This is a genomic window from Bradyrhizobium sp. NBAIM08, assembly GCF_020193935.1.
Lineage (GTDB): Bacteria > Pseudomonadota > Alphaproteobacteria > Rhizobiales > Xanthobacteraceae > Bradyrhizobium > Bradyrhizobium yuanmingense.
This window is the reverse complement of record NZ_JADYVR010000001.1, coordinates 264,575-291,455: the sequence shown is the minus strand read 5'-3', so window position 1 is coordinate 291,455 and position 26,881 is coordinate 264,575. Positions and strand designations below refer to the sequence as shown.

General features: G+C 64.7%; 23 protein-coding genes and 1 tRNA gene. 14 read left to right on the top strand and 10 right to left on the bottom strand.

All coding sequences use genetic code 11. The annotated features are described in order from the left end of the window. Positions 1-2: 2 nt before the first annotated feature. The 5 genes from I6F37_RS01365 to I6F37_RS01345 all read right to left on the bottom strand — a co-directional run bounded on the left by I6F37_RS01365 (position 3) and on the right by I6F37_RS01345 (position 6,240). A complete protein-coding gene (locus I6F37_RS01365; protein ID WP_225150080.1) occupies positions 3-3,221 on the bottom strand; it encodes an efflux RND transporter permease subunit in 3,219 nt (1,072 codons plus the stop codon). Beyond that, on the bottom strand, positions 3,214-4,200 hold the full coding sequence (gene ihpB / locus I6F37_RS01360; protein WP_225150079.1) for a divalent metal ion exporter adaptor subunit IhpB: 987 nt from the start codon (positions 4,198-4,200) through the stop codon (positions 3,214-3,216). The genes I6F37_RS01365 and ihpB overlap by 8 nt, the downstream gene beginning before the upstream one ends. Continuing rightward, entirely contained in the window at positions 4,197-5,471 is a 1,275-nt protein-coding gene (gene ihpA, locus I6F37_RS01355) for a divalent metal ion exporter subunit IhpA (RefSeq protein WP_225150078.1), read from the bottom strand. Before ihpA ends, ihpB begins: the two co-directional genes overlap by 4 nt. A gap of 55 nt (positions 5,472-5,526) precedes the next feature. Continuing rightward, positions 5,527-5,889: a hypothetical protein gene (locus tag I6F37_RS01350; RefSeq protein ID WP_036010221.1), complete on the bottom strand. Its 363-nt coding sequence runs from the start codon at positions 5,887-5,889 to the stop codon at positions 5,527-5,529. A gap of 120 nt (positions 5,890-6,009) precedes the next feature. After that, a complete protein-coding gene (locus I6F37_RS01345; RefSeq protein WP_051057014.1) occupies positions 6,010-6,240 on the bottom strand; it encodes a hypothetical protein in 231 nt (76 codons plus the stop codon). Positions 6,241-6,600: 360 nt separating this feature from the next. On the opposite strand from I6F37_RS01345, the gene I6F37_RS01340 reads away from it, so the two are divergent. Further along, complete coding sequence (locus I6F37_RS01340; protein WP_036010217.1) at positions 6,601-7,491, top strand: hypothetical protein; 891 nt, start codon at positions 6,601-6,603, stop codon at positions 7,489-7,491. A 63-nt stretch (positions 7,492-7,554) separates the two neighbouring features. On the opposite strand, the gene pepT is transcribed toward I6F37_RS01340, so the two are convergent. Both pepT and I6F37_RS01330 read right to left on the bottom strand, forming a co-directional pair. Next, positions 7,555-8,805: a peptidase T gene (gene pepT / locus I6F37_RS01335; protein WP_036010215.1), complete on the bottom strand. Its 1,251-nt coding sequence runs from the start codon at positions 8,803-8,805 to the stop codon at positions 7,555-7,557. A gap of 97 nt (positions 8,806-8,902) precedes the next feature. After that, on the bottom strand, positions 8,903-9,232 hold the full coding sequence (locus I6F37_RS01330; protein ID WP_036010212.1) for an HU family DNA-binding protein: 330 nt from the start codon (positions 9,230-9,232) through the stop codon (positions 8,903-8,905). A 234-nt stretch (positions 9,233-9,466) separates the two neighbouring features. Between I6F37_RS01330 and I6F37_RS01325 the strand changes: the two genes are divergently transcribed. After that, positions 9,467-9,543 (top strand) — tRNA-Asp (locus I6F37_RS01325). A gap of 99 nt (positions 9,544-9,642) precedes the next feature. Here I6F37_RS01325 and I6F37_RS01320 read toward each other — a convergent pair. Further along, positions 9,643-11,142, bottom strand: coding sequence for a caspase family protein (locus I6F37_RS01320; protein WP_225150076.1), 1,500 nt, complete (start codon positions 11,140-11,142; stop codon positions 9,643-9,645). A gap of 16 nt (positions 11,143-11,158) precedes the next feature. After that, a complete protein-coding gene (locus I6F37_RS01315) occupies positions 11,159-13,249 on the bottom strand; it encodes a caspase family protein (protein ID WP_162131171.1) in 2,091 nt (696 codons plus the stop codon). Between the two features lie 343 nt (positions 13,250-13,592). Between I6F37_RS01315 and I6F37_RS01310 the strand changes: the two genes are divergently transcribed. Together I6F37_RS01310 and I6F37_RS01305 are read left to right on the top strand one after the other, a co-directional pair. Next, positions 13,593-13,844, top strand: coding sequence for a hypothetical protein (locus tag I6F37_RS01310; RefSeq protein WP_036010209.1), 252 nt, complete (start codon positions 13,593-13,595; stop codon positions 13,842-13,844). Between the two features lie 252 nt (positions 13,845-14,096). Beyond that, on the top strand, positions 14,097-15,203 hold the full coding sequence (locus tag I6F37_RS01305) for an autotransporter outer membrane beta-barrel domain-containing protein (protein ID WP_162131170.1): 1,107 nt from the start codon (positions 14,097-14,099) through the stop codon (positions 15,201-15,203). Positions 15,204-15,369: 166 nt separating this feature from the next. On the opposite strand, the gene I6F37_RS01300 is transcribed toward I6F37_RS01305, so the two are convergent. Next, a complete protein-coding gene (locus tag I6F37_RS01300; protein ID WP_225150074.1) occupies positions 15,370-15,573 on the bottom strand; it encodes a hypothetical protein in 204 nt (67 codons plus the stop codon). A gap of 379 nt (positions 15,574-15,952) precedes the next feature. On the opposite strand from I6F37_RS01300, the gene I6F37_RS01295 reads away from it, so the two are divergent. The 10 genes from I6F37_RS01295 (at position 15,953) to nuoG (ending at position 26,878) form a co-directional block, all read left to right on the top strand. Continuing rightward, positions 15,953-18,208, top strand: a complete 2,256-nt coding sequence (locus I6F37_RS01295) for a TonB-dependent siderophore receptor (RefSeq protein ID WP_225150579.1) — start codon at positions 15,953-15,955, stop codon at positions 18,206-18,208. Positions 18,209-18,883: 675 nt separating this feature from the next. Further along, a complete protein-coding gene (locus tag I6F37_RS01290) occupies positions 18,884-19,249 on the top strand; it encodes an NADH-quinone oxidoreductase subunit A (protein ID WP_008136158.1) in 366 nt (121 codons plus the stop codon). Then, a complete protein-coding gene (locus tag I6F37_RS01285) occupies positions 19,246-19,830 on the top strand; it encodes an NADH-quinone oxidoreductase subunit B family protein (RefSeq protein ID WP_193374986.1) in 585 nt (194 codons plus the stop codon). The genes I6F37_RS01290 and I6F37_RS01285 overlap by 4 nt, the downstream gene beginning before the upstream one ends. A gap of 11 nt (positions 19,831-19,841) precedes the next feature. Continuing rightward, a complete protein-coding gene (locus I6F37_RS01280; RefSeq protein ID WP_036010195.1) occupies positions 19,842-20,456 on the top strand; it encodes an NADH-quinone oxidoreductase subunit C in 615 nt (204 codons plus the stop codon). A gap of 2 nt (positions 20,457-20,458) precedes the next feature. Then, positions 20,459-21,655 carry an NADH-quinone oxidoreductase subunit D gene (locus I6F37_RS01275; RefSeq protein WP_036010192.1) on the top strand — a complete coding sequence of 399 codons (1,197 nt, stop codon included), beginning with the start codon at positions 20,459-20,461 and terminating at the stop codon, positions 21,653-21,655. Continuing rightward, positions 21,655-22,632 (top strand): FkbM family methyltransferase, encoded by a 978-nt coding sequence (locus tag I6F37_RS01270; protein ID WP_225150072.1) that lies wholly within the window; start codon positions 21,655-21,657, stop codon positions 22,630-22,632. Before I6F37_RS01275 ends, I6F37_RS01270 begins: the two co-directional genes overlap by 1 nt. 12 nt (positions 22,633-22,644) lie before the next feature. Further along, a complete protein-coding gene (gene nuoE / locus I6F37_RS01265) occupies positions 22,645-23,256 on the top strand; it encodes an NADH-quinone oxidoreductase subunit NuoE (protein ID WP_036025344.1) in 612 nt (203 codons plus the stop codon). Next, positions 23,256-23,456 (top strand): hypothetical protein, encoded by a 201-nt coding sequence (locus tag I6F37_RS01260; protein WP_050991808.1) that lies wholly within the window; start codon positions 23,256-23,258, stop codon positions 23,454-23,456. The genes nuoE and I6F37_RS01260 overlap by 1 nt, the downstream gene beginning before the upstream one ends. Positions 23,457-23,471: 15 nt before the next feature. Then, the gene (nuoF, locus tag I6F37_RS01255) at positions 23,472-24,797 is read left to right on the top strand and encodes an NADH-quinone oxidoreductase subunit NuoF (protein WP_036025343.1); all 1,326 of its coding nucleotides are present in this window, start codon (positions 23,472-23,474) and stop codon (positions 24,795-24,797) included. 5 nt (positions 24,798-24,802) lie between these two features. Continuing rightward, positions 24,803-26,878: an NADH-quinone oxidoreductase subunit NuoG gene (gene nuoG, locus I6F37_RS01250; protein ID WP_225150070.1), complete on the top strand. Its 2,076-nt coding sequence runs from the start codon at positions 24,803-24,805 to the stop codon at positions 26,876-26,878. Positions 26,879-26,881: the final 3 nt, after the last annotated feature.

The following is a 26,881-nucleotide window of genomic DNA, read 5'->3' as shown; positions in this document are numbered from 1 at the left end:
TTCTAGCGCTCCGCAGACGCCGCCAAATCAGGGGCCATTGTAGGCGTTTCATCTGCCACGTCACGGCGGAAGAGCACGTACAGCGCCGGCAGCACCAGCAGCGTCAGCACGGTCGAGGAGAGAATGCCGCCGATCACCACGGTTGCGAGCGGCCGCTGCACCTCGGCGCCGGCGCCGGTGGCGAGCGCCATCGGCACGAAGCCGAGCGAGGCGACGAGCGCCGTCATCAGCACCGGGCGCAGCCGTGTCAGCGCGCCTTCGCGCACGGCCTCCGCGACCGAGCGTCCCTCGCTGCGCAGACGCTCGATGAAGGCGATGATGACGAGGCCATTGAGCACGGCAACGCCGGATAGCGCGATGAAGCCGACGCCGGCGCTGATGGATAGCGGAATGTCGCGCAGCAGCAGCGCCGCGACGCCGCCGGTCAGCGCCAGCGGCACGCCGGAGAACACCAGCGCCGCATCCGCCGCCGATCCCATGCCCATGAACAGCAGCAGGAACACCAAGAGCAGCGCCACCGGAACCACGATCGTCAGCCGCTTGGTGGCCGAGACCAACTGCTCGAACTGGCCGCCCCAGCCGATCCAGTAACCCGGCGGCAGCTTGACTTTCTCGGCAACGGCCGCCTCGGCCTCCGCGACGAAAGAGCCGAGGTCGCGCGCACGGACATTGGCCGTGACGACGATGCGCCGCTTGCCGTTCTCGCGGCTGATCTGGTTCGGCCCCGGCGTCGCATCGACGGTGGCGACCGACGACAACGGCACGTAGCGCATCTGGGCGAGGGGAGAGCTGGCCAGCGCCGTTCGAACGGCGCTGCCGGTTGCCGCCTCCTCGGCGGGCGGCAGTGGGATCGGGATCGCCCGGATCGCCTCGAGATTGCCGCGCAGGTGCTCCGGCAGGCGCACCACGATGTCGAAGCGGCGATCGCCTTCGAACAGCTTGCCGGCCGACTTGCCGCCGACCGCGATCTCGACGATGCCCTGCACCTCGGCGACGCTGAGGCCGTAGCGGGCAAGCGCCTGGCGATCGAGGCGGACGGTGAGGATCGGCAAGCCCGAGACCTGCTCGATCTTGACGTCGCTGGCGCCGCGGATGCCGCGGATCGCGGCCTCCACCTGCTTGGCGGCGCCTTGCAGGATGTCGAGGTCGTCGCCGAAGATCTTGACGCCGACATCGGTGCGGACGCCCGAGATCAGCTCGTTGACGCGGAACTGGATCGGCTGGGAGATTTCGTAGGCGCTGCCGGGAATCTCGTCTGCAGCATGCTCGATGGCCTCGACCACCTCCGATTTCGACTTGCCCGGATCGGGCCATTCGGCGCGCGGCTTCAGCATGACGTAGCCATCGGTCTGCGCCGGCGACATCGGGTCGGTGGCGATCTCCGCGGTGCCGATGCGGGTGAAGAACTCCTTCACCTCCGGAATCTGCATGATGCGCTTTTCCAGCGCCTTCTGCAGGTCCAGCGACTGCGTGAGGCTGGTACCTGGAATCCGGATCGAGGCCAGCGCGACGTCGCCTTCGTCGAGACTCGGAATGAACTCGCCGCCCATGCGCGAGGCGGCGAGGCCGCTCGCGGTCACGATGAGCACGGCGGACAGGGCGACGGCGAGCCGGTTATCGATGGCAAAGCGGAGCAGGGGGAGGTAGGCGCGCTTCGCCGCGCGCATGAAGAGGTTTTCGTGCTCGGACACCTTGCCGGTGACGAAGATGGCGACGGCCGCCGGCACGAAGGTGATGGAGAACAGCACGGCCGCGCCCAGCGCCATCAGCACCGTCAGCGCCATCGGCGTGAACATCTTGCCCTCGACGCCGGTCAGCGTCAGCACGGGCAAATAGACCACGGCGATGATCAGCGTTCCGAACAGGCTCGGCTTGATGACCTCGCTCGACCCGCGCAGGATCGCGCGCAGCCGTTCGGGCGTCGTCAGCAGCCCGCCTTTCTCGCGCTGAGCCACCGCCAGCATGCGCAGGCAGTTCTCGACGATGATCACGGCGCCGTCGACGATGATGCCGAAGTCGATCGCCCCCAAGCTCATCAGGTTGGCGCTGACCTTGGTCTCGACCATGCCGGTGATCGTCAACGCCATGGATAGCGGAATGACGCAGGCCGTGACCAGCGCGGCGCGGAAGTTGCCGAGGATCAGGAACAGCACGGCGACCACCAGCGCCGCGCCTTCCAGCAGGTTGTTCCGGACGGTGCGGATGGTGGCTTCGACGAGATCGGTGCGGTCGTAGACGGTCCGCGTCACGACGCCCTCGGGCAGCGATTTGGCGATGTCCTCCAGACGGGCTGCGACGCGGCGGGCCACGGTCCGGCTGTTCTCGCCGATCAGCAGCATGGCGGTGCCGAGCACGGTCTCCTCGCCGTTCCAGGTCGCAGCGCCCGTGCGCAAATCGCGCCCCTCGGTGACAGCAGCGACGTCCCTGATCCTGACCGGATTGCCGCCGCGCGAGCCGATGACGATGTCCTGGATTTCGCTGACAGTGCCGACCTGGCCCGGCGAGCGAACCAAATATTGCTCGCCGTTGCGCTCGATATAGCCGGCCCCGACATTGGCGTTGTTGGCGGCGAGCGCGGTCATCACGTCGCGGAAGCCGAGCCGGTAGGCCATCAGCTTGCCGGGATCCGGCAGCACGTGGAATTGCCGCTCGAAGCCGCCGATCGTGTTGACTTCGATCACGCCCGGCACGTTGCGAAGCTGCGGTCGGATGATCCAGTCCTGCACGGTGCGCAAGTCGGTCAGCGAATAGTCGCGGTCGCCCTGCGTCTTCGCGCCCGCCTTGGCCTCGACGGTGTACATGAAGATTTCGCCGAGGCCGGTCGAGATGGGACTCATCGCGACCTCGACACCCGCCGGCAGCTGGTCTTTCACCTGCTGGATGCGCTCGCCGACGAGCTGCCGGGCGAAGTAGATGTCGGTGCCGTCCTTGAAGACGACCGTGACCTGGCTGAGTCCGTAGCGCGACAGCGAGCGGGTGTAGTCGAGCTTGGGCAGGCCGCCCATCGCAGTCTCGACCGGGAAGGTGATGCGCTGCTCGGTCTCGAGCGGCGAATAGCCGGGAGCGCGGGTGTTGATCTGCACCTGGACGTTGGTGATATCGGGCACGGCGTCGATCGGCAGGCGCTGGAAATTCCAGGCGCCGAAGGCGACGGCGCCGAGCGCGAGCAGGAGGACCAGCCAGCGCTGCTGCAGCGAGAGGGCGATGAGGCGCTCAATCATGCTCGGCCTCACCCTTGCCCATCTCCGCCTTCACCACGAAGCTGTTCTCCGCGACGTAATGCTCGCCTGCCGAAAGGCCGGCCTTGATCTCGACATGGCGCGGATCGGAATCGCCTGTTTCGACCGGGCGCGCCTCGATCTTGTCGCCGTCCTCGCGCACGAACACGATGGTCTTGTTCTCCAGCGTCTGGATCGCGCTGCGGCGCACGGCAACCGCGACATTGCGCGCCGCGAGGATCAGCCGCGCCGTGACGAACAGGCCGGGCCGCAGCCGTCCGTCCGGATTTGGCAGCACCACGCGCGCCAGCGCGGTCTGGGTCTCGCTTGAGCCGATCGGTGCGATGTAGGAGATCGTGCCCTTGATCTCGCCGCGGCCGTCGTCGGGATCGATCAGGACCTCGTCGTTGAGGCGGACGCGGCGGAGGTCCTGCCGGTAGATCGACAGGTCGACCCAGATGGTGGAGAGGTCGGCGACCACGAAGGCCGGCTTCTGCTCGGAGGCGTATTCGCCGAGCGAGATCTGCCGCTCGATGATGGTGCCGGCAATCGGCGCCTTCAGCTCGTAGACGGTGAGGCTCTGGTTGCTCTCGATCGCGGCGAGCAGGTCGTCCTTGCCGACCTTGTCGCCGATCCGCTTCTGGATGGATTTGGCGAGGCCCGGAAAGCGCGGCGTCACCTGCACCACGGCTTCCTGGTTGGCGCGCAGGATGCCGTTGAAGGCGAGCGTGTCGGTCAGCGTGGCGCTGGCGGCTTCCGCCAGCGTGACGCCCGCGGCCGCCAGCTTGACGTCGGAGATGCGGATGCGGTCGGCGCCGTGCTCGTCCTGCTCGACATGGTCGCTCGGCTTCTTGTGTTCGGAATGCTCGGCGTGCTCGCCATCATCGGTGTGTGCGAGCTTGTCCGCTGCGAGCAGGGAATAGCCGTAAGCGCCTAGCGCGGCGGCGACGATGGCTACAAGGATGGTGGAGGACGTCTTCATCGCGCGCTCTCCCGGGCCAGCGTAAAGGGATTGCCGACAAGGCCTTCGATGATGGCCACGCCGGCGTGGAAATTCTGCAGCGCCTCGTGCTCGCGCAGCCGCGCCTGGGTGACGCTGGCCTGCGCGTCCAGCACTTCGAGCAGGGTGAAGCGGCCCTGGCCATAGCCTTGCGAAATCGCCTCGGACGCTTCGACGGCCTTGGGAATTGCGGTCTCGCGCAGCACCGCGAGCTCGCGCAGCGATCCCTGCAGCGAGTCATAGGCGCGGCCGGCGATCACGATCAGCGCGTTGCGGTTGGCCTCGCGCTCGGCTTTGGTCTTGGCGAGGCTTTCCTGGGCCGAGAGGATGTTACCCTGGTTCTGGTCGAAGACGGGGATCGGCACGGAGACGGTCAGCCGCGCCGCATCGTCGCCCGTTTCGTTGAAGTGGCGCCAGCCAGCCGCGATCCGCACGTCCGGATAGGGCCTGAGCCGCGCCAGTAGCAGCTCGGCATTGCGCTGGGCGTAGACTGCGGTCCAGCGCACCAGCTGCGGATTGGCGTCGATGGCGGCAACCACGGCCTGGAACGCCGGCGGCCGCCCGGTGGTGTCGAGCCGGCCGGACACCTCGCCGAATTTGGCGGCGGGATCGCCCATCAGCACCGCAAGCTCGCGCCGGGCGCTCGCCAGCGTCGCCTTGAAGCGCTCGCGGTCCGCCTTCACCAGGGCGGAGGCGACCTCGGCGCGGCCGGTCTCGGCCGGCGAGGAGGCACCGGCCTCGACACGGCGGCGCAGAAGCGGCGTCAGGCGGTCGATCGCGGCGATCTGCTCGTCGAGGATCTGGATGCGCCGCTGCGCGCCGAGCACGCTGAGAAAGGCGATCGCGGTCTCCGACAGCACCTCCAGCCTGATCGCCTTGCGCTGGATCGCGGCGACCTCGACGCCGGCTGCGCCTGCGGCAATCCGCGCCTCGCGCTTGCCGAACAGCTCGAAGGCCTGGCTGATCTGGAGCGTGGTCTCCGCCGAGCGCGTTCCGCGATATCTGCCGGAGCCGAATGAATCGTCCTGTTCGTAGGACAGTTCCGGATTGAGCAGGGCGCCCGCCTGGATACGCTGGCCCGTGGCGATGCCGACGTCGCGCTCGGCTGCCGTCAGGCGCGGGCTCGCCGCCAGCGCGCGCGACAGCGCGCTTCGCATCGTTAAAGTCTGGGCGTGAGCCGGTGCAAGCGCCGATGCTGCAATCAGACACGCTGCCGCGCACGCGAGGCGCGCGGCCATTCCCCTGCAAAACATAAAATCGACCTGTGAAGGATGAACCTAATGGGCGCGCCGCGCCCGACCAATCCGTTCAGGCAATAGGTCTGGGAGGGGGAGAGTCGGTATCGGGCACAATTCCGGCGAGGCGGGGGGCCTGTTGCGGGCTCGGTGCCGACACGAGCGCGATCGCCGCGGTCGATGGTGCCGGCTGTGCCACGGTCAGCGAAAAGCAGCCGTGGCAATGATGTCCGCCGATGGTCTTGTGGTCGCCATGGCCGGTAGCGCCATCGAGGACCGCGGCGATCTCCGAACCGCCGCGGGGCGTGGTGACGTCGATGTCGTGCGCGCCGTGCAGAGCGCCCGCGAGCAGATAGACCGCCGCGATCAGCACGGACAGCAGCCCGCGCGGAAAACGCGAGCGGCGGGATCCTGAGGGCTGACGGTTTGCGAGCACGAGTTCACTCTGGTTGCGGACTGTGCCCGGCCTAGCATGGGTGCGGGAACAGTGTCGACCCGCAACATTGTTACGTCCCTGGAACAATTGCCGCAGCAGTGCATGCGCTGCCAGCGCCTCTCACTGGCGGATAATGACGCGCCGATGCGGCGCCATGGTTTCGAACGCGGGGGCCGGAGCGTCGCTGCCATTGTCACCTTCCATGGTGATGACCGCCCGACAGCTCGCCTCCATAGCCCGTTCCAGCCATTTGATGGCTTCGTCGATCCATTGGTCGTGGTGCTCGGGATCGGCGAGGGCCTTCTCCCGGAATGCATTCGCCTGATGCAGGCACGCCGTTCTGCGGTCCACCGCGCCTCTCCTGATCCGGAGGTTCCGCCCCGATCGCATCATTGATGATCCCGGATCCGGCGTCGTTAACATACGACAGGAGGAAACCTGCCGGCCGCAACGCGGAAAGGCCCCAGCCGGACGAGCCGGCTGAGGCCTCATGTGCTCACAATCTCTATCCCTAGGACTTGGACAGACAACCCGCATCCTCCAAGTTCGTTCCATACGATCTGTCCAATTTGGAACGTTCCTCATACCTCGCGATTAGCGAGAGAAGAGACTGAGGAGGACGGACAATGGACGGACTGATTTATCTGATCGGCTTGATCGTCGTCATCATGGCGATCCTGTCGTTCTTCGGCCTGCGCTGAGAGCGCCGCGATGACGGTCGAGACTCTGATGCGGGAAGAGGTCATGGAAGGCGGCTTGGCAGTTGAGGCGCCTCGAACCATCCAGTGGAGCTCGGTGTTCGCGGGCGCGCTTGCTGCGAGTGCAATGTCGTTCATCCTGATCGGTTTTGGTGTCGCGGTCGGCCTCGGTGTCAGTTCGGCCTCGCCGAGCTGGCGCGATGCGTCGGCGGCGCTGGCGCTACTCTCCGGGCTCTATCTGATCATCCAGGCGATCGTCAGTTTTGGATTTGGCGGTTACGTCGCCGGCCGGACCACCCGGTCCGAGCCAGCGCTCGCAACGATCGAGGATGACGGCGAGCGGCGGGACGGGCTTCACGGGTTGACCGCCTGGGCGCTGGCAGTCCTGGCCGGCGCCGCGCTGCTGGCCCTTCTCGGCGCTGCCGCGATCGACCGTTCCCCGATGCGCAGCTCGGCGAGCAACACCTCGGCCGCCGAGCCCCTGTTGAGCTATGAGCTCGACAAGCTGTTCCGCGCGCCGCGCCGCGCTCCGAACACCGACCTAAGGGAAGCGCGCGCCGAAGCCGGACGTATCCTGATGACGTCGTCCAGCCACAGCGGCGTCGCCGCCGATGACCGGACGTACCTCGTGCAGCAGGTCGCCGCGGTCACGGGACTGGCGGCCCCCGACGCCGAAAAGCGCGTTGACGCCCTGATCGCAGACGCGAAGACGGCGATCAACCGCGCGCGGCGCAACTCGATCATCGTGGCGTTCTCGGTCGCAGCCGCGACCCTGATCGGCGCCGCAGTGGCCTGGGCCGCGGCGGTTGCCGGCGGACGCCATCGCGATGGAGAGCCGTTGCCGAACTGGATGGCGAGCGCCAACCGCTTCCACCGCAACCCGCGCGCAATGCCGGTGCCGTAGGCCCCTCAACCAAATGGAAATGGCCGGGCGCAAGCCCGGCCATATTCGACTCTTCAGGAAGCGTCAGGCCTTCTCTTCCCAGATCATCGCCAGATGCACGATGGTCTGCACCGCCTTCTCCATGTCCTGCCGGCTGACCCATTCGAGCCGCGAATGGAACGCGTGCTCGCCGGCAAAGATGTTGGGGCAGGGCAGGCCCATGAAGGACAGGCGCGAGCCGTCGGTGCCGCCGCGGATCGCGGTGCGCATCGGGCGCAGGCCGGCGCGGCGGATCGCCTCGATGGCGTATTCGAGCACGTGCGGGTGACGATCGATCACCTGCTTCATGTTGCGGTACTGCTCCTTGACCTCGAACGTGTAGGTCGAGCGCGGGTAGTCCTTCATCACGTCCTTGACGATGCCCTCGAGCAGCGCCTCCTTCTCCTTCAGCCCTTCCTCGGTGAAGTCGCGGACGATGAAGGAGAGCGTCGCCTGTTCGAGCGCGCCGTCGATGCCGATCGGATGCACAAAACCCTGCTTGCCCGAGGTGGTCTCGGGCGAGCAGCCCTCCTTCGGCAGACGCTCGACGATGGCGGCGGCGATCTTGATCGCGTGCTCCATCTTGCCCTTGGCGTAGCCGGGATGGGCGCTGACGCCGTTGATGGTGATGGTGGCGCCGTCGGCCGAGAAGGTCTCGTCCTCGACGCAGCCGGCGCTCTCGCCGTCCATGGTGTAACCGAAATCGGCGCCCAGCTTGTTCAGGTCGACATTATCGACGCCGCGGCCGATCTCCTCGTCCGGCGTGAACAGGATCTTGATGGTGCCGTGCTTCACGTCGGGATTGTTGATGAAGAAATGCGCGGCATCCATGATCTCGGCGACGCCGGCCTTGTTGTCGGCGCCTAATAGCGTCGTGCCGTCGGTGGTGATGATGTCGTTGCCGATCTGGTTCTTCAGCGAAGGGTGCTCATTGAAGCGGATCACCTGGCTGGTGTCGCCGGGCAGCGTGATGTCGCCGCCGCGATAGTTCTTCACGATTTGCGGCTTGACGTCCTTGCCGGTGACGTCGGGCGAGGTGTCCATGTGCGAGCAGAAGCAGATCACCGGCACCTTCTTGTCGGTGTTGGCCGGGATCGTTCCGTAGACGTAGCCGTAATCGTCGAGATGCGCGTCCACAACGCCCATGGCCTTCAGCTCGGCAGCGAGCACGCGGCCGAGATCCTTCTGCTTCTCGGTCGACGGCGAGCTGGGGGATGCCGGATCGGACTGGGTGTCGATGGTGACGTAGCGCAGGAAGCGCTCGGTCACGGTATGCGAAAAGGAGAGGGAGGACATTCTGGTCAAACCGCCGGGTGTTCTTGAAGCTGGCGGTATATCAGAAAAGCGGGCCGTGATGCGGCCGCAACGGGCTCGGGGGCGGGCTTTAGCGGCCTCAGATCGCTTCCTTCAGTTCCTTCACCGGGCGGAACGCGACCTTCCTGGTGGCCTTGATGTGGATCGCTTCGCCGGTGGAAGGATTACGGCCGGTGCGGGCGGCGCGCTTGCGGACCTGGAGGATGCCGAGGCCGACGATGCGGACCCGGTCGCCCTTCTTGAGGTGCTTGGTGATCAGATCGACCATGTCGGTCAGCACGGCCTCGGCATGCTTTTTGGAGACATCCTGGCGCTCGGCAATGTCGGCGGCGAGGTGCTTGAGCGTGATCGTGGCGGGCGCGGCCGCCTTCTTCGCAGAATCCTTCTTAGCCGGATCCTTCTTAGCCATGTCTGGCCTCCTCGATCTTGCAGGTCGTCCAGAAGGGAGATGGCCCCTGACCCGCAAGTTCCCGGAGGCGTAGACGATTCGGGACCGGACTGACTACGCCGCCGGCGTTACCGAGGGCCGCGTTCGTGTGTGCCAGCAGTGGAATCCGCTGGTTTGAGCTGTGGATGCAACATCCTTGACTTCACCAGATCGGGCCTTTAAGTCCCCCCTCGTTCCGCAGACATTGCGTGTCACGCGGGAGTAGCTCAGTTGGTTAGAGCGCCGGCCTGTCACGCCGGAGGTCGCGGGTTCGAGCCCCGTCTCTCGCGCCATTTTTGGCAAATAGATCAAATAGTTGCTGTATTTTGCGGCCAAAAGCGCCGCTTGGACTGCCGTTTCATCCCGATCGCTTCCTCCCCGCCAGAATACGTTTATTTCGGCTTGGACTCCTCGATATGCGCGAGGATGCGCCGTGCGTCTGTGCTGCCGGCCTGCGCCGCCTTGGCCAGGAGCCGTCTGGCCTCGGCAAGGTCCCGTCGGCCGCCGATTCCGTTGGCGTTGCACCGGGCGAGATTGACCAGGGCTTCGAGTCCGCCCATCGCGGCGCCCCTCTGGTACAGCGCCCGAGCCAATTTCAGGTCTCGCCTGGCTCCCAGTCCCTTCTCGGCAAGCTCCCCCATCCTGTTGATGGCCGTCGCATCGCCGAGCTCGGCGGCCCGCTGGTACAACGCATAGGCCTTTGCGGGATCGCTGGCCGCGCCGATTCCACGCTCCTGCTGTAGGCCGAGGCTGACGAGTGCTGGCGCAATCTTCTTCTCGGCGGCCATCTCATAGTAGAAGCGCGAGCGGGCGGGATCTTTCTCGACGCCGTTGCCGTTCTCATACATCAATCCGAGCTCGTAGAGCGCGCGTGCGTTGCCGAGCTCGGATGCCGCCTTGTAGCTCGCCACCGCTCCTCCGTAATCGCGCATGGCGAACAGTGAACGCCCGAGCTGGTAGTGCAGGCGGTCCACCCCTGGCCACCGCTTGACCGCCTCCGCGCACGCCGCAACCGCGCTCGCCGCCTTTAGATTGTCGCGCGTCTCGCCTTGGTCGGCGCCGGCTGCCCTCAAATCCGCGAGCCCGGCAACGGCGTTGTCGCAGTGCTGCATGACGGCGGTATCGTCCTGGACGACTTGCTTGACGGGATGGAGATAGATCTTGTCCTTGGAAAGCTGACCATACATGTAGGGCGTCTGCTTCCGGTGCGTTGCCTGCCGAACCTCGTCGCGAACGTTGCGAAACACGAAGTTGATCTCGAGGTCGGCCTGCCGGAGGTATTTCAGCAGCGCCGCAGCGAAAGGGCTGTTCCGGCCTCCGCCTTCTTCCGCGGTCCGCCCCGGCTCCGCTGGAAAGAACACGAGCGTGTTGCGGATCGGTGTGCTTCCGGCTGAGGTCAGGGAAGAGCTGCTGCTGCGGCCATTCGGTATCGCAGGGAACGGGTTCTCCCGCATGGCATCCAGGATCACCAGACCCAGCCTGCGAGCCCGCCCTGCGGCAGCGGTCACCGCAGCCAGGGGAACGGTCTCTGCGTTGGCCGATTCAGGTGTGGCGAGATGCGCATCGACGGGGATCAGGTAACTGCCGACACCGGCGGCTGCGCTGTATCCGGCAAAATAGAAGATCGCGATGTCCGCAGCGGCGGACTTCTCGGTGAAGGCGACGAGCCCCACGCGCAGATCGTCGATGGTCGTGTTCTTGCGCAGATCGACATCGAAGCCGAGGCCGGCGAGACCCGCGGCAATGTCCTCGGCATCATTGACGGGAGAGCCGAGCGGCGGCGCGTTCGCGTAGCTCGCGTTTCCAATGACCAAGGCGACACGGCGGTTGGAAGCTTCTGCTTCGGCGTCGAAGAGAAGCCCGATGGCAATGAACAGTGCCAGCCAGCGCAAGTTGGAGTCGCGTCCCTTAGTCGATGCCCGAACGGAGCTGCCGCCTCATCCAGTCGCGGTCGGTGAGAAAATCGAGGCCGAGCAGACCATAGTCGACGCGCAGAAACCCGTCCACTCCAGACGACACCGCCGCGGGAGTCTGCCGCGCGACCTCCTGCGCCATCACGCCGACATAGAACCTCGCATCGCCCTTGTATCGATAGCGATAGAGGCGGAGGCCAGTATCGGTCCAGCCGAGTGCCGTAATGTCCTCCTTGAGGCGGATGTCCGATGGAATGGTGACGCGGCTCGCGGCATTCGAAGCGGCAGTCGAGGCCGCTCTGCTGGCCGCGCTTGATGCAGCGCTCGAGGCTGATCGGCTGGCAGCGTTCGACGCTGCGGCTGATGCCGCCTGCGATGCCGCCCGGCTTGCTGCGCTCGACGCGGCATTGCTGACCGCAGTCGAAACGGCATTGCTGACCACGTTGCCGACGACGTTGCTGACGACGCCGCTGACCACATTGCCGACATTCTGGTTCACGCGTGCAACCACTCGCCGATATTCGCGATTGCGAACCTTTTCCTCTTCCGAGCGGGTGTAGGCGGAAACCAGGAGCCCGCGCCTGCGCGCCTCGGTCACCGCGTTGATCATGCATCCCTTGGGAATGCCCTTGGACCGGCAAAGCTGGAATTGAAGCTGGACGTAGTCCGGGTATTTTTTGATGGATCTGGCGCACGCCCCGGAATCGCCGTCGAAGCAGGCGTTCACGTCGCTATCGTGCGCTGATTGCAGCATCAGTTCGGTGGAATTGACCGGTCGCAGGGCAAGGTCGCTGCCCGGCGGCAGGCGGTTATGGCGCGAGCTCGGATAACGCTCGGCAAACCGGCCAACCACGCTCTTGTCGCGTGATTCCTTCAGGACGTCCCATGCCTTCTCGACTGCCTCCGAATTGCCGGTGGTCGTCTCGGCCGAGGCGAGCTGATAGCTCGCCGGTGGCGGACCGGGCATGTCGATCTGCCCGGTGGCTTGGCCCGGCTTAGCCGATTTCTCGAGCGAAGCCAGCGCGACCCGGGCGCTCTCGACATGCTGGCCAAACGGATAGAGATCCAAATAGGCGCGGTAGGCCGCGAGCGACTTCTGTCGCTCGACGATCTTCCAGGCGTTCGTTTCAGCCGTCTGCAACTGCGCAATGCGCTGGTCGATCTCGGCCGTATGCGCGCTCGCCGGGAATTGCTGGGCGAAACGGCGCAAGGTCGCGATCTCGTTGGTCGAGCGGACGAACTCCCAGGCGAGCTGCTCGGCATCTGCTCCACCATCGCCGCTTGCGATGTCGGCTTCGCCGTTGAGATAGATGTCGCCCTTCGGCAGCGTCCCGTAGATTGCCGGCTCTTGTGTCCCGGTCTCCTTCCAGACTTCGTCGTGCACGATCCGGAAGAGATAGTTGATCTCGAGTTGCGGCGTTTCGACATGGCGCAGGAGCGAGCCGGAGTAGGGGCTATTCCGCCCGGCCCCGTCGCTCGCCGTCGTGCCGGCAGCGGCCGCAAAGGCAACGAGCACGTTGTCGCTCACCTCGACAGGGGCAAGACCGCGCGTGTCGGCCGCGAAAGGCGTCGGGGAACGGGGTGTGCCGGACACTGGCGCGGCGGCCTTGGATGGCCGCGACGACAGCGCGCGTCCCGCGGCGGCGACCTTCGTCGTTTCGAACGGGTCGTTGCGGCAGGCGTCGAGAACCACGAGGCCGATGATCTTCGGCATCACGGAGATATCGATCAGGGTCTCGAGATTGATCGCCTCGGCATAGACATCGATCTCGGACTTGATTTCGGCATCGACCGGGATCAGCCAGTTCTTTCCGTCCATTTCGACGCCATGGCCTGCGAAGAAGATCACCGCCTTGTCGGCCGTCTTCGCCGCATTGCCGAATTCGATGAGGGCCTGCCGGAAATGATTGTAGTCGAGGTCGGCGAGGTGTCTGACGGAATATCCCAGACGACCCAGCGACGTCGCCATGTCGGCGGCGTCGTTGGCCGGGTTGATGAGTTTTGGGACCTTGCGATAGTTGCTGTTGCCGACAACGAGCGCGATCCTGTCTCCGGCGGTCGCCTGCAGTATTGTCGAAACGAGCATCGACAATGCTACGCAGCTGAGAACGGCGATCCGGCGTGCCAGATCCTGCAACGTGAAGAGGGGACGCGAGCTTGCGAGAACGAAAATCCCGAAATGGGCAGGCATCGGCAGAAACTCAGAAAATGAAAAATCGCAGAAACGGGCTAAGGCGGCTTGTTCGTGAATTTTACATCAAGGGATGCTGGATGACGACATCAAAGGCCTCCGTGTTCAGGATTTCGTGAACCGGGAGTGGCGATGCTTCGACCAAGAGGCTGCACATCGCGAGCGGTGAAACCAGTCGCGCTGCGCTGGTGTTGATGGCGCAGGCGGCCGAGGCCGGCGACATCTTCGGAGACTGCGGATGACCAGGATAGTCAAGTTCGCCTGTGCGCCGATTCTGGCCCTGCCGCTGCTCGTCGCTTTGTGCAGCGTGGCCCGCTGCAATGATCCGGCCGAATCGTCACGCGACTCGATCATTCAGAACGTTCGAGAGGACGTGCGGCGGCACATCCGGGCACGGGAAGCAGGCAAGCCTAAGAAAAGTCCGGAGCTGAGCCAGACGGCAACGCAGCGTGGTGCCACGAAGAAGCGAAACCGCTCGACGGTGGAGTAGTGGGATATCGGCGCGCGCCCTGCGTTGGGTTGCTTCTCGTATCCGGGCGTGTTGCTCGGCGTGCAGCGCGGCCTGGGAAAGTGTTGCAGATGAGCATCAGCTGGGCGCGCTTGATGGAGCCGAACCCCCAATTCAGCCAATCAGATGAAGACGCCGCGGGTGCTTTGCAAATAAATTCGGCGCCTGAAGCTTGCGGGAATTTACCTCCTGCCAAGGCTCGGGGCTGAACCAGCAGGGGGCTGATCGAATACCATGAGGGCAGGAATTTTCCGCCGCGGCTTTGTCGTGGCCGTACCTTTTTTGCTTAGTCTGTTTGCGACGCGACCGGTCTCCGCACAGGAGGTCAATGTTCCGCAGCAAGTCATCAACAACACCGTTCAGAACATCATCCAGAACGTCCGCGACCAGATTCAGCATCGCAGGGTCGTTACTCCTCCTGGAATGCTGCGCTTCAGCGGCGAGGAGTCGGATTTCGACCGTCGTGATCCGTTCGCCGCAAGGGGTGTCAGCAATCCGTTCGGTGCCCTGGCCTACGCCAAGGCTCCGGCACTTGCAGCGCCGCCCCCGGCGACCTGGCTTTACGGCGCGAACCTCGTCGGCAGTGGCGACAGTGCGCAATCGAGCGGGGTCCAGGTCAGCGTTGCGACGGTGACCGGCGCAGTCGATGTGACCAAGATCGGTATCTTCACTGCAACCGACGCGCTGACCTTCATCGGGACTGGCTCCCATTCGTGGGCGCACACCTTCACGAATGGTGGACTGACGACCGATGGTTCAATTCCATCGACTTCCGGCACCCTGTCGTATCTCAACGGCGGTTTCTCGACTGACTTCACCGCGCTTGCGAGCTGGACTCGCAGCACATCCAATCTGCCCCTTGCCGCGACCGCGGACGGCAGCGGCATCGCCTACACCTGGAACGGCCAATACCGGTTCGACTTCCTCTATACCGTGTGGTTCGAGCCCACGGTCGGCGTAACCTATTCGGAGGGCTACACCGCCAATTTCGGCAGCAAGACCGGCGATTCAACCGAATTTCACGGTGGCATGCGCGCCGGCTTCGAGACGGACTGGCTGGGCTTTAAGATCCAGCCGTCGATCTCAGGTCAGTACTACCGGATCGTCGACGCGAGCGGCGCCGGCGCCGTTGGAGGTGCGGTCCCCGTTGCGGCCGGCGTGATCGGTACCAATGGTCTTCGCGGTTCCGCAAAGGTCAACGTGCTCTGGACGCCGCAGCTGTCGTCCTACCTCGAAGTTCATGGCAGCAGCATCACCTTGCCGGACCCCCTGCTGCCTGGGGTTGGCGGATTCGGAACCTCGATCGCGGGTACTCAGGCCGGCCTTCGCTATACCTGGTAGAGTGATCTCGAAGACGGATGCCCGCCGTGCCCGGCGGGCATCTTCTTGCGCTCCTCTCGCGCCTGGCGGAGGCAACATCCCCCGCGGCGCCGTCGCATGGGTGAAACCGAACGAAAAGGCCGCCTGAAGGCGGCCGTTTGGTATCAAACCGGACCTTTTCGGTTGTTCAGCGAATCTCGGACGTGCCTGCGCTGGTCACCACCACCGGCTTGCCGGCCTTGATGACCTGGGTGGACTGGGCGGTCTGGCTGTAATCGGCATGGGTGCGGGCCGCAATCCCGAGGCCGGCCACGGCAATGCCGGCCACCAGCGCCACCACCACGATCTTCAGGTGGGTCGCACGATCAGCAGAATGAATTGAGTGGTTCATCTGAGCCTCCCGACGGGCTTTGCCGTCGTCTACGGGCTCATCTTCTAAGCGCCGTCTGTTTCCGGATGGTTTCGCGGGTTCCGCAAAATGGTTTCATCTCGTCCGGCCGGCAAGTTTCATTCGGACGGCCGCGCTGGGCTGGTCTGGGGCGCCGTTTGGCCGCCTGATCGTCTTTTGGTGATCGCCGCCGAAGCCCGCTGATGTTGCAGCAACATACGGAAATATTGGAGCATTTCTAAGAGTCCTTCTAAGAAGCATTCAATTAGGGAATTCCCGCGCCCTCACATAAGCGTCATCGCGAGCGCATGCCGTTCCGGGGACAGGCGGCATGACGCATCGAAACATGCAGCTTTGGGGTGGCGCGTTGAACAGTCTTGGAATGCTGCGGTCGGCCGTGTTGGCGACCGCATCCGCTTGGGTTTTGATGCCTCAGGCATCGCTTGCACAATCTTCCGCGCAGAGTGGCGCGCAGAACATTCCGCCGGTGACGGTCACGGCGCCGGAAGCGCGCCGCCGCACCGCGGCGACGCCTCAGCGCCGCGCGACGCGGATCTCGGCGCAGACCCCTGCCTCGAACAGGCCGCAGCCACGGCGCGACGTCGGCTTCGTCGAGACGCCGCGCGGGCCGGTGAATGGCTATGTCGCCGGCCGCAGCTCGTCGGGCACCAAGACCAACACGCCGATCATGGAGACGCCGCAGGCGGTGTCCGTCATCGGTGCCGAGCAGATCCGCGACCAGAAGCCGAACAAGCTCGACGAGGTTCTGCGCTACACCGCCGGCGTGCGGGCAGGGACTTTCGGTACGGACACGCGCAACGATTGGTGGCTGATCCGCGGCTTCAAGTCCGAGGACATTGGGCTGTTCCTCGACGGCATGCAGCTGTTCTACACGTCCTATGCGAGCTGGAAGCTGCAGACGCCCAACATGGAGCGTGTCGAGGTGCTGCGCGGTCCGTCGGCGGTGCTGTATGGCGGATCGAGCCCGAGCGGCATCGTCAACGTCATCAGCAAGATGCCGCCGGCCGAACCGATCCGTTACATCGAGACCGGCGTCAACAACTTCGGCAACGCCTATGTCAGCTTCGACATGGGCGGTCCGGTTGCGACCAGTCCTGATAACGGCAAGCTGTTCGCGCGCGTGGTCGGCCAGGTCCAGAACGGCGGTACGCAGGTCAACTTCACACCTGACAACAACTACTTCATCGCGCCGTCGGTCACGTGGAAGCCCGATGCCGACACGACCTTCACGGTGCTGGCGTCGGCCTCGAAGCAGGATACCCGCGGCATCAACTTCCTGCCCTATCAGGGCACGGTGACCAGCGCGCCGTTCGGCAAGATCCCGACCAGCTTCTTCGTCGGCGATCCCAGTGTCGATAAGTTCACGCGCGAGCAGGAGATGCTCGGCTACCAGTTCGAGCGTCATCTCACCGACGATGTGACGTTCCGTCAGAACGCGCGCTTTGCGCATGTCGACATCACCTATCGCGGCTATGTCGGCAACGGCTGGGACAACATCAACACGGCGACGATGGGCCGCTATAACTGGTATGCGAAAAACACCGCGAATCAGGCCAATCTCGACAACCAGCTGGAGTATCGTTTCAACACCGGCGCCGTCAGGCACACGATGCTGTTCGGTGTCGATCTGCGGGGCTATCAAATCGACGATTACCAGGCCTTCGGGTTCGGTGTGCCCTCGATCAACGTCTTCAATCCGGCCTACGGAGGAGCTGAGGTTCCGCTACCCGGCTCGCCGTTCCGCAACTTCCTCATCACGCAGAAACAGGCTGGTACTTACGTTCAGGACCAGATGAAGCTCGGCAATTTCACGCTGGTGCTGAGCGGCCGCAATGACTGGGTCGAGACGACGCAGGAAGCCCGGGACACCGGCGCCACCGTCGCCAGCCGCGACGACAGCAGGTTCAGCGGCCGCGCCGGGTTGATCTACAATTTCGACAACGGCATCTCGCCTTACGTCTCCTATTCAACGAGCTACAATCCAATCATCGGCCTTAATGCGTCGAACCAGCTTTTCCTGCCGGAGACCGGTAAGCAGGCCGAAATCGGCGTGAAGGTCGCGCCGGTCGGATTCGACGGCTATTTCACCGTTTCGGCGTTCGACCTTGTCCGTCAGAATGTCCCGACAACGGTGCCGGGCAGCGTTCCGCTCCTGCAGAACCAGACTGGCGAGGTGACCTCGCGCGGCATCGAGCTCGAGGCGGTGGCCAATGCCACGAAGGAGCTGAAGTTCATCGGTGCCTTCACGGCCTATAATCTCTTTGTGAGCAAGGATCTCGATCCGACGCTCGTCGGCAAGACGCCGACCAACACGCCCGAACTCCTGGTGTCCGGCTGGGCCGACTACACCTTCAAGGACGGACCGCTCGCGGGCTTCGGCTTCGGCGGCGGCGTACGTTACATCGGCTCGTCCTGGGCCGATACCGCCAACACGCTCGAGGTTCCCGCGGTCGTGCTCGGCGATCTCACGCTCCACTATGAATGGCAGAACTGGCGGACGGCGCTGAACGTGATCAACCTGACCGACAAGATCTATGTCGCAAGCTGCGCGTCGTCCACGTCCTGCTTCTACGGCGACCGTCGGCGCGTCACCGCCAGCGTCTCCTACAAATGGTGAGGACAGGCGAGGGCAGGGCCGGAAGGCTCTGGGACGAAGCGCAACCGATCGTGACGTTCGCTCGGCTCCACCTGGGCGTCCGCTGATCTGCGGTTACGATGAGCTCGCGGGCCATGCCCCCCGGCCCAAAGCTCATCCGGGCGCGGCGCGAGCGACCGGCAGGTCGCCGCCGCGCCCGCGACCGGCTTGGAGCCAATCGCGGGCACATTCGCCGGACGAGCCCTGGTCCTGTGATGACGCATGGCTCCTCCGATTACTCTGAGCTGTGGACAGGTCTTTCCTGCACCTGAGGCGGCGGCACCAGCATTGGTGTCGGGGCCGCGCCGATCGGCAAATCTGTCCCCGCGACATCGGGGGAAGTTGCCCCTGCGGCGCTGCACTGCCGCACCAAAAACCCGAGCATTTGGTCTGTCAGCGCGCAGCGATAGCGGCCTCGGCCCGAGCGCAGCAATCTCAGAACGGCTGACCTGCGAGACCGTGGCAGCCCTTGCTGGGTGGGGCGATCTGCTCCATACCAGCCGCGGGGTGATTCCGGGATTTTCACCGTTCTGGGGGCGGCAAAGGGCCTGAAAAGAGCGTGTCTTGCGCCCATTGGTGCACTGCGCTAAGGCTCAGAATAATTCCAAATCGGACGAATCCGTGGCTGTCCCGAGGCTGCGGGAAAAGGGCTCGCCAATGAGCGGCATTCTGCAGAACTATCTTCCACTCGTCGTCTTTATAGGGGTAGCGGGCCTGATCGGCCTCGTGCTGCTGATCGCGCCGTTCATCGTGGCGTTCCAGCAGCCGGATCCCGAAAAGCTGTCGGCCTACGAGTGCGGTTTCAACGCCTTCGACGACGCCCGCATGAAGTTCGACGTCCGCTTCTATCTCGTCGCCATCCTCTTCATCATCTTCGATCTCGAGGTGGCGTTTCTGTTTCCCTGGGCGGTGGCGTTCGGCAAGCTTGGCGCGACCGGCTTCTGGTCCATGGTGGTGTTCCTCGCCGTGCTGACGGTCGGGTTCGCCTATGAATGGAAGAAAGGGGCCCTCGAATGGGATTGAACCCGGCTTCACAGTCCGCAGGTCCGGTGATCGCACCGGCCCCGAAGGGCATTCTGGATCCTTCGACCGGCAAGCCGGTCGGGGCCAATGATCCGTTCTTCCTCGAGGTCAATTCCGAGCTGTCCGACAAGGGCTTCTTCGTGGCCGCGACCGACGACCTCATCACCTGGGCGCGTACCGGCTCTTTGATGTGGATGACCTTCGGTCTCGCCTGCTGCGCGGTCGAGATGATGCAGGTCTCGATGCCGCGCTACGACGTCGAGCGCTTCGGCTTCGCCCCGCGTGCCTCGCCGCGTCAGTCCGACGTGATGATCGTGGCTGGAACGCTGACCAACAAGATGGCGCCGGCGCTGCGCAAGGTCTACGACCAGATGCCCGAGCCGCGCTACGTCATCTCGATGGGCTCCTGCGCCAATGGCGGCGGCTATTATCACTATTCCTACTCGGTCGTGCGCGGCTGCGACCGCATCGTGCCGATCGACATCTACGTGCCGGGCTGCCCGCCCACGGCGGAGGCGCTGCTCTACGGCGTGCTGCTGCTGCAAAAGAAGATCCGGCGCACCGGCACCATCGAACGCTAAGGTTTTACGTCATGGACGACGCCAAGCTCGACGCCCTGGGGCAGACGATCGTTAGCGCGCTTCCGGGCGCCGCGACCGGTCACTCGGTGGCCTTCAACCAGCTCACCGTGGACGTCGAGGCCGCCAGGATCGTCGAGGTGGTCAAGTACCTCCGCGATGACCCGAACTGCCGGTTCGTCAACATCACCGACATCACGGCGGTGGACTATCCGGATCGCGAGAAGCGCTTCGACGTCATCTATCACTTCCTGTCGCCGACCTTGAACGCGCGCATCCGGCTCAAGGCGCAAGCCGACGAGACCACGCAGGTGCCCTCGCTGATCGACGTCTTCCCGGGCGCGGACTGGTTCGAGCGCGAAGCCTACGACCTCTACGGCGTGTTCTTCGTCGGCCATCCCGACATGCGCCGCATCCTCACGGACTACGGTTTCGAGGGCCATCCGCTGCGCAAGGATTTCCCGCTCACCGGCTTCGTCGAGGTCCGCTACGACGACCAGGAGAAGCGGGTGGTGTACGAGCCGGTCCGGCTCAACCAGGAATTCCGCAAGTTCGACTTTTTGTCTCCTTGGGAAGGTGCCGACTATCCGGTGCTTCCGGGCGATGAAAAAGCGGGGCCGAAGGTCTGATCATGAACGAGCAACCGCAGAATCTCCGTAACTTCACGATCAATTTCGGACCGCAGCACCCGGCGGCGCACGGCGTTTTGCGCCTCGTGCTCGAACTCGACGGCGAAGTGGTCGAGCGCGTCGATCCGCATATCGGCCTGCTTCACCGCGGCACCGAGAAGCTGATCGAGCAGAAGACTTATCTGCAGGCGATCCCTTATTTCGACCGGCTCGACTACGTCGCGCCGATGAACCAGGAGCATGCCTTCTGCCTCGCCGCCGAGAAGCTGCTCGGCATCGAGGTGCCGCGCCGCGGCCAGCTGATCCGCGTGCTCTATTGCGAGATCGGCCGCATCCTCTCGCATCTGCTCAACGTCACCACGCAGGCGATGGACGTCGGCGCGCTGACCCCGCCGCTGTGGGGCTTCGAAGAGCGCGAGAAGCTGATGGTGTTCTACGAGCGCGCCTCGGGCAGCCGCATGCATGCGGCCTATTTCCGTATCGGCGGCGTGCATCAGGACCTGCCGCAGAAGCTGGTCGACGACATCGAGGCCTGGTGCGATCCGTTCCTCAAGGTCGTCGACGATCTCGACCGTCTGCTCACCGCCAATCGCATCTTCAAGCAGCGCAACGTCGACATCGGCGTGGTGCCGCTCAAGGAAGCCTGGGAATGGGGTTTCTCGGGTGTGATGGTGCGCGGCTCGGGCGCGGCCTGGGACTTGCGCAAGTCGCAGCCCTATGAGTGCTACGCCGAGATGGATTTCGACATTCCGATCGGCAAGAACGGCGACTGCTACGACCGCTACCTGATCCGCATGGAAGAGATGCGCCAGTCCGTGCGCATCATGAAACAGTGCATCCAGAAGCTGAACGCGCCTGACGGTAAGGGCCCCGTTGTCGTCGAAGACAACAAGGTCGCGCCGCCGCGCCGTGGCGAGATGAAGCGCTCGATGGAAGCGCTGATCCACCACTTCAAGCTCTACACCGAAGGTGTCCACGTGCCGGCCGGCGAGGTCTACGCCGCGGTCGAGGCGCCCAAGGGCGAGTTCGGCGTCTATCTCGTCGCCGACGGCACCAACAAGCCCTACAAGTGCAAGATCCGCGCGCCGGGCTTTGCACATCTGCAGGCCATGGACCACATCTGCCGCGGCCATCTGCTGGCCGACGTGTCGGCGATCCTAGGATCGCTCGACATCGTGTTCGGAGAGGTCGATCGGTGATGGCGCAGGCGCCAATCCAGTTTGACCGTGCCTCGGGGGCCCTTGAAGGGGCGAACCTGTGGGAGCGGACGGCTGCCTTGGCGCTGGTGACGGGATCGAAGATCTCCTCGCACTTCTCGCATATGGGCTACATCGCCTGCGCGAATTTGCTGCGCAAGACGCTGCCCGAGCGCAACATCGCGATCAGGCTCAATCCCGACGCGGTGTTCGAATTCCCTTACGGCGACGGCTATTGGAGCAAGCTGCTCAACCGCTCTTACATTTACGAGGACGAGCTCGAGCTCTTGTTCGCCAACTCCATCGACGTCGACTACACGCTGCTCGATTGCGGCGCAAATTACGGCTATTGGTCGGTGCTGGTCTCGAGCAAGCCGTTCGGCGCGCACAAGGCGATCGCGATCGAGCCGTCGGGCCAGAACTATTCGAAGCTCGCCAACAATGCCCGCATCAACGCTGGCCGCTTCGAGACCATGAAATGCGCCATCGGCGCGGCGCGCGGCACCGCGCGTCTGTCGGGCACCAAGCACGAAGCCTTCAGCATCGCCGGCGATCAGTCGGCGGGCGGCGAAGAGGTGCCGGTGATCGCGCTCGACAATTTGATCGAGGACGGCAAGGTCGCGGCCACCGGCAAGTACCTGATCAAGCTCGACGTCGAAGGCGTCGAGATCGAGGCGATCAAGGGCGGCGTCCGCCTGCTGCAGACCGACAGCGTCATCATGTGCGAGGAGCACGGCAGCGACCGCTCGCACGCAGTGTCGCGCTTCATCCTCGAACAGACCCCGCTGAAGCTGATCGTGTTCGATCCGCGCAGCAACCGCATGGAGACCGTGACCGAGCTGTCGATCCTCGACCGCATCAAGGTCTCGACCCACGTCGGCTACAACGTTTTCGGCACCGCAAGCGCATTCTGGCAGGACAGGATCGAGGCCATGAACGCCAAGAACCTGGATACCAAGACCGCGCGCCGCATGCAGTGAGAGATTGAAGAGATGTCCGTTCGCCGATTAGCACCGAAGGAAGTCCAACCCGCGAGCTTTGCGTTCACGGAGGAGAACCTCGCATTCGCCCGGCAGCAGATCGCGAAATATCCCGAAGGCCGCCAGGCCTCCGCCGTCATCGCCATCCTCTGGCGTGCGCAGGAGCAGAACGAGGGCTGGGTGTCGGAAGCCGCGATCCGCGTCATCGCCGACATGCTCGACATGCCCTATATCCGCGTGCTGGAGGTCGCGACCTTCTACACCATGTTCCAGCTCGCCCCCGTCGGCAAGAAGGCTCACGTCCAGGTCTGCGGCACCACCCCGTGCCGGCTGCGCGGCGCCGAGGATCTGATCCACGTCTGCGAGCACCGCATCCATCACGAGCCCTTCCATCTCTCCAAGGACGGCAATTTCAGCTGGGAGGAGGTGGAGTGCCTGGGCGCCTGCGTGAACGCGCCGATGGTGCTGATCGGCAAGGACACCTATGAGGACCTGACCAAGGAAAGCTTCGGCAAGGTGCTCGATGGCTTCGCTTCGGGCAATCCGCCCAAGCCGGGTCCGCAGAACGGCCGCCAATTCTCGGCGCCGATGACCGGACCGACCACGCTCAAGGAGATCACCTGATGCGTGATCTCGTCGTAACCGGAGGGACCGCGGCCGTGAAGAAATGGGGCTTCGTCGCCATGCACGCCGCGATCGCGGCTGCCTTCATGTTCCTGCTGCAGCGTTACTTCATGAACGCCTCGCAGGAGACCAGTCTGCTCTGGGCGCTGTTCTTCGCCGTCTGCGCCGCCGGACTTGCCTACAAGCAGTCCATTCGTTGATCGGAAAGCACTGATATGCTCGAGGACAAGGACCGCATCTTCAAGAACCTCTACGGCCTCCATGATTGGGGGCTGGAGGGTGCGCGGCGTCGCGGCGCCTGGGATGGCACCAAGAACATCATCGACAAGGGCCGCGACTGGATCATCAACGAGATGAAGGCCTCGGGCCTGCGCGGCCGCGGCGGCGCCGGCTTCCCCACCGGTCTCAAGTGGTCCTTCATGCCGAAGGAATCGACCGACGGCCGTCCCAGCTATCTCGTCGTCAACGCCGACGAATCCGAGCCCGGCACCTGCAAGGACCGCGAGATCATGCGGCATGATCCGCATCTGTTGGTCGAGGGCTGCCTGATCGCGAGCTTCGCGATGAACGCGCATGCCTGCTACATCTATGTCCGCGGCGAGTTCATCCGCGAGCGCGAGCGCCTTCAGGCCGCGATCGACCAGGCCTACGAGGCCAAGCTGATCGGCAAGGACAATCTCAACGGCTGGCCGTTCGACCTCTACGTCGCCCACGGCGCCGGCGCCTATATCTGCGGCGAGGAGACCGCGCTGCTCGAAAGCCTCGAAGGCAAGAAGGGCCAGCCGCGGCTGAAGCCGCCATTCCCGGCCAATGTCGGTCTGTTCGGCTGCCCGACCACCGTCAACAACGTCGAATCCATCGCCGTTGCGCCCGATATCCTGCGCCGCGGCGCGGCGTGGTTCGCCGGCATCGGCCGCCCGAACAATGTCGGCACCAAGCTGTTCTGCATCTCCGGCCATGTCGAGCGGCCCTGCAACGTCGAAGAGGCCATGGGCATCCCGTTCCGTGAGCTGATCGAGAAGCATTGTGGCGGCATTCGCGGCGGCTGGGACAACCTCAAGGCCGTGATCCCCGGCGGCTCGTCGGTGCGCATGGTGCCGGCCGAGCAGATCATCGACACGCCGATGGATTTCGATAGCCTGAGCAAGCTGCGCTCGGGCCTCGGCACCGCCGCGGTGATCGTGATGGACAAGTCGACCGACCTGATCCGTGCGATCGCCCGCATCTCCTATTTCTACAAGCACGAGAGCTGCGGCCAGTGCACGCCGTGCCGCGAAGGCACAGGCTGGATGTGGCGCGTCCTGACCCGCATGGCCGAAGGCCGTGCCCACAAGCGCGAGATCGACATGCTGCTCGAGGTCACCAAGCAGGTCGAAGGCCACACCATCTGCGCGCTCGGCGACGCCGCGGCCTGGCCGATCCAGGGCCTGATCACGCACTTCCGCCACGAGATCGAAGCGCGCATCGACCAATATTCGCACAAGGCCGATGTCGATGACATCGGGGTCCGCGATCCCGTGAACATGGTCGCGGCGGAGTAAGAGACATGACCAAGCTCATCATCGACGGCAAAGAGATCGATGTCCCCGCCGAGTACACGCTGCTTCAGGCGTGCGAGGCGGCCGGCGCCGAGATTCCGCGCTTCTGCTATCACGAGCGGCTGTCGATCGCCGGCAATTGCCGGATGTGTCTCGTCGAGGTGAAGGGCGGCCCGAAGCCGGTCGCGAGCTGCGCCTGGGGCGTGCGCGACTGCCGTCCGGGCCCCAAGGGCGAGCCGCCCGAGATTTCGACGCGTTCGCCGATGGTGAAGAAGGCACGCGAAGGCGTGATGGAATTCCTTCTGATCAACCATCCGCTGGATTGCCCGATCTGCGACCAGGGCGGCGAGTGCGACCTGCAGGACCAGGCGATGGGCTATGGTGTCGACACCAGCCGCTTCGCCGAGAACAAGCGCGCGGTCGAGGACAAATATCTCGGCGCGCTGGTCAAGACCTCGATGAACCGCTGCATCCAGTGCACGCGCTGCGTCCGCTTCTCGGCGGAAGTCGCCGGCGCGCCCGAGATGGGCGCCACCGGCCGCGGCGAGGACATGGAGATCACGACCTATCTGGAGCACGCGCTGACGTCCGAATTGCAGGGCAACCTCGTCGACATCTGCCCGGTCGGCGCGCTGACCTCGAAACCCTATGCCTTCGCGGCGCGCCCGTGGGAGCTCGGCAAGACCCAGTCGATCGACGTCATGGACGGCGTCGGCTCTGCGATCCGCGTCGACACCCGCGGCCGCGAGGTGATGCGGATCCTGCCGCGCATCAACGAGGCCGTGAACGAGGAGTGGATCTCCGACAAGACCCGGCACGTGGTCGATGGCCTCCGCACCCAGCGTCTCGACCGGCCCTATATCCGCGAAGCCGGCAAGCTGCGCGCAGCGAGCTGGACCGAAGCCTTCGCCGCGATCGCCGCCAAGGCGGCGCGCACCGACGGCAAGCGCATCGGCGCGATCGCAGGCGATCTCGCCGGCGTCGAGGAGATGTTCGCGCTGAAGGACCTGCTCGGCAAATACGGCTCGGGCAATCTGGCGGTGCAGGGCGGCGACGCCTTCGATCCGGCGCTCGGCCGCGGCTCCTACATCTTCAATCCGACGCTCGCCGGCGTCGAGCAGGCGGACGCGCTGCTCATCATCGGCGCGAACCCGCGGAAAGAGGCGGCCGTGTTCAACGCCCGCATCCGCAAGCGTTGGCGCGCCGGCGGCTTCAAGGTCGGCGTGATCGGTGCCAAGGCCGACCTGACCTATGATTTCGACCACCTCGGTGCCGGTACCGAGACGCTGGCCGAGCTCGCGGCCGGCAAGCATTCCTTCATGGACGTGCTGAAGAACGCTGAGAATCCGATCATCCTGGTCGGTGCGGGCGCGGCCGCCCGTCACGACGGCGCCGCCATTCTCGCCGCCAGCGCCAAGCTCGCGCTCGATGTCGGCGCAGTCAAGGACGGCTGGAATGGTTTTGGCGTGCTGCACGAGACCGCCTCGCGCGTCGGCGCGCTCGACATCGGCTTTGCCGCAACCAGCGGCGGCCTCAATGCTGCGCAGATGACGACCTTCGGCACGCTCGACTTGCTGTTCCTGCTTGGGGCCGACGAGATCAAGGCGTCTGACGGCACCTTCGTCGTGTATATCGGCACCCATGGTGATCGCGGCGCGCACCGCGCCGACGTCATCCTGCCGGCGGCCGCCTACACCGAGAAGTCCGCGATCTACGTCAACACCGAAGGCCGCGTGCAGATGACGGGCCGCGCCGCGTTCCCGCCGGGCGAGGCCCGCGAGGACTGGGCGATCATCCGCGCGCTGTCGGAAGCGCTCGGCAAGAAGCTCGGCTATGACTCGCTTCAAGCCCTGCGCCAGGCGGTGTTCAAGGCCGTGCCGCATCTGATCCGTCTCGACCAGATCGAGGCCGGCTCGGCCGACCAGATCAAGAAGCTGGCGGGCAAGGGCGGCTCGCCCGAGAAGGCGCCGTTCAAGCCTCTGGTCGAGGACTTCTATTTGACCAACCCAATCGCGCGTGCGTCCGCCGTGATGGCGGAGTGCTCGCGCCTCGCCTCCGGGCAGATGCTGACCGCAGCGGAGTGAGCG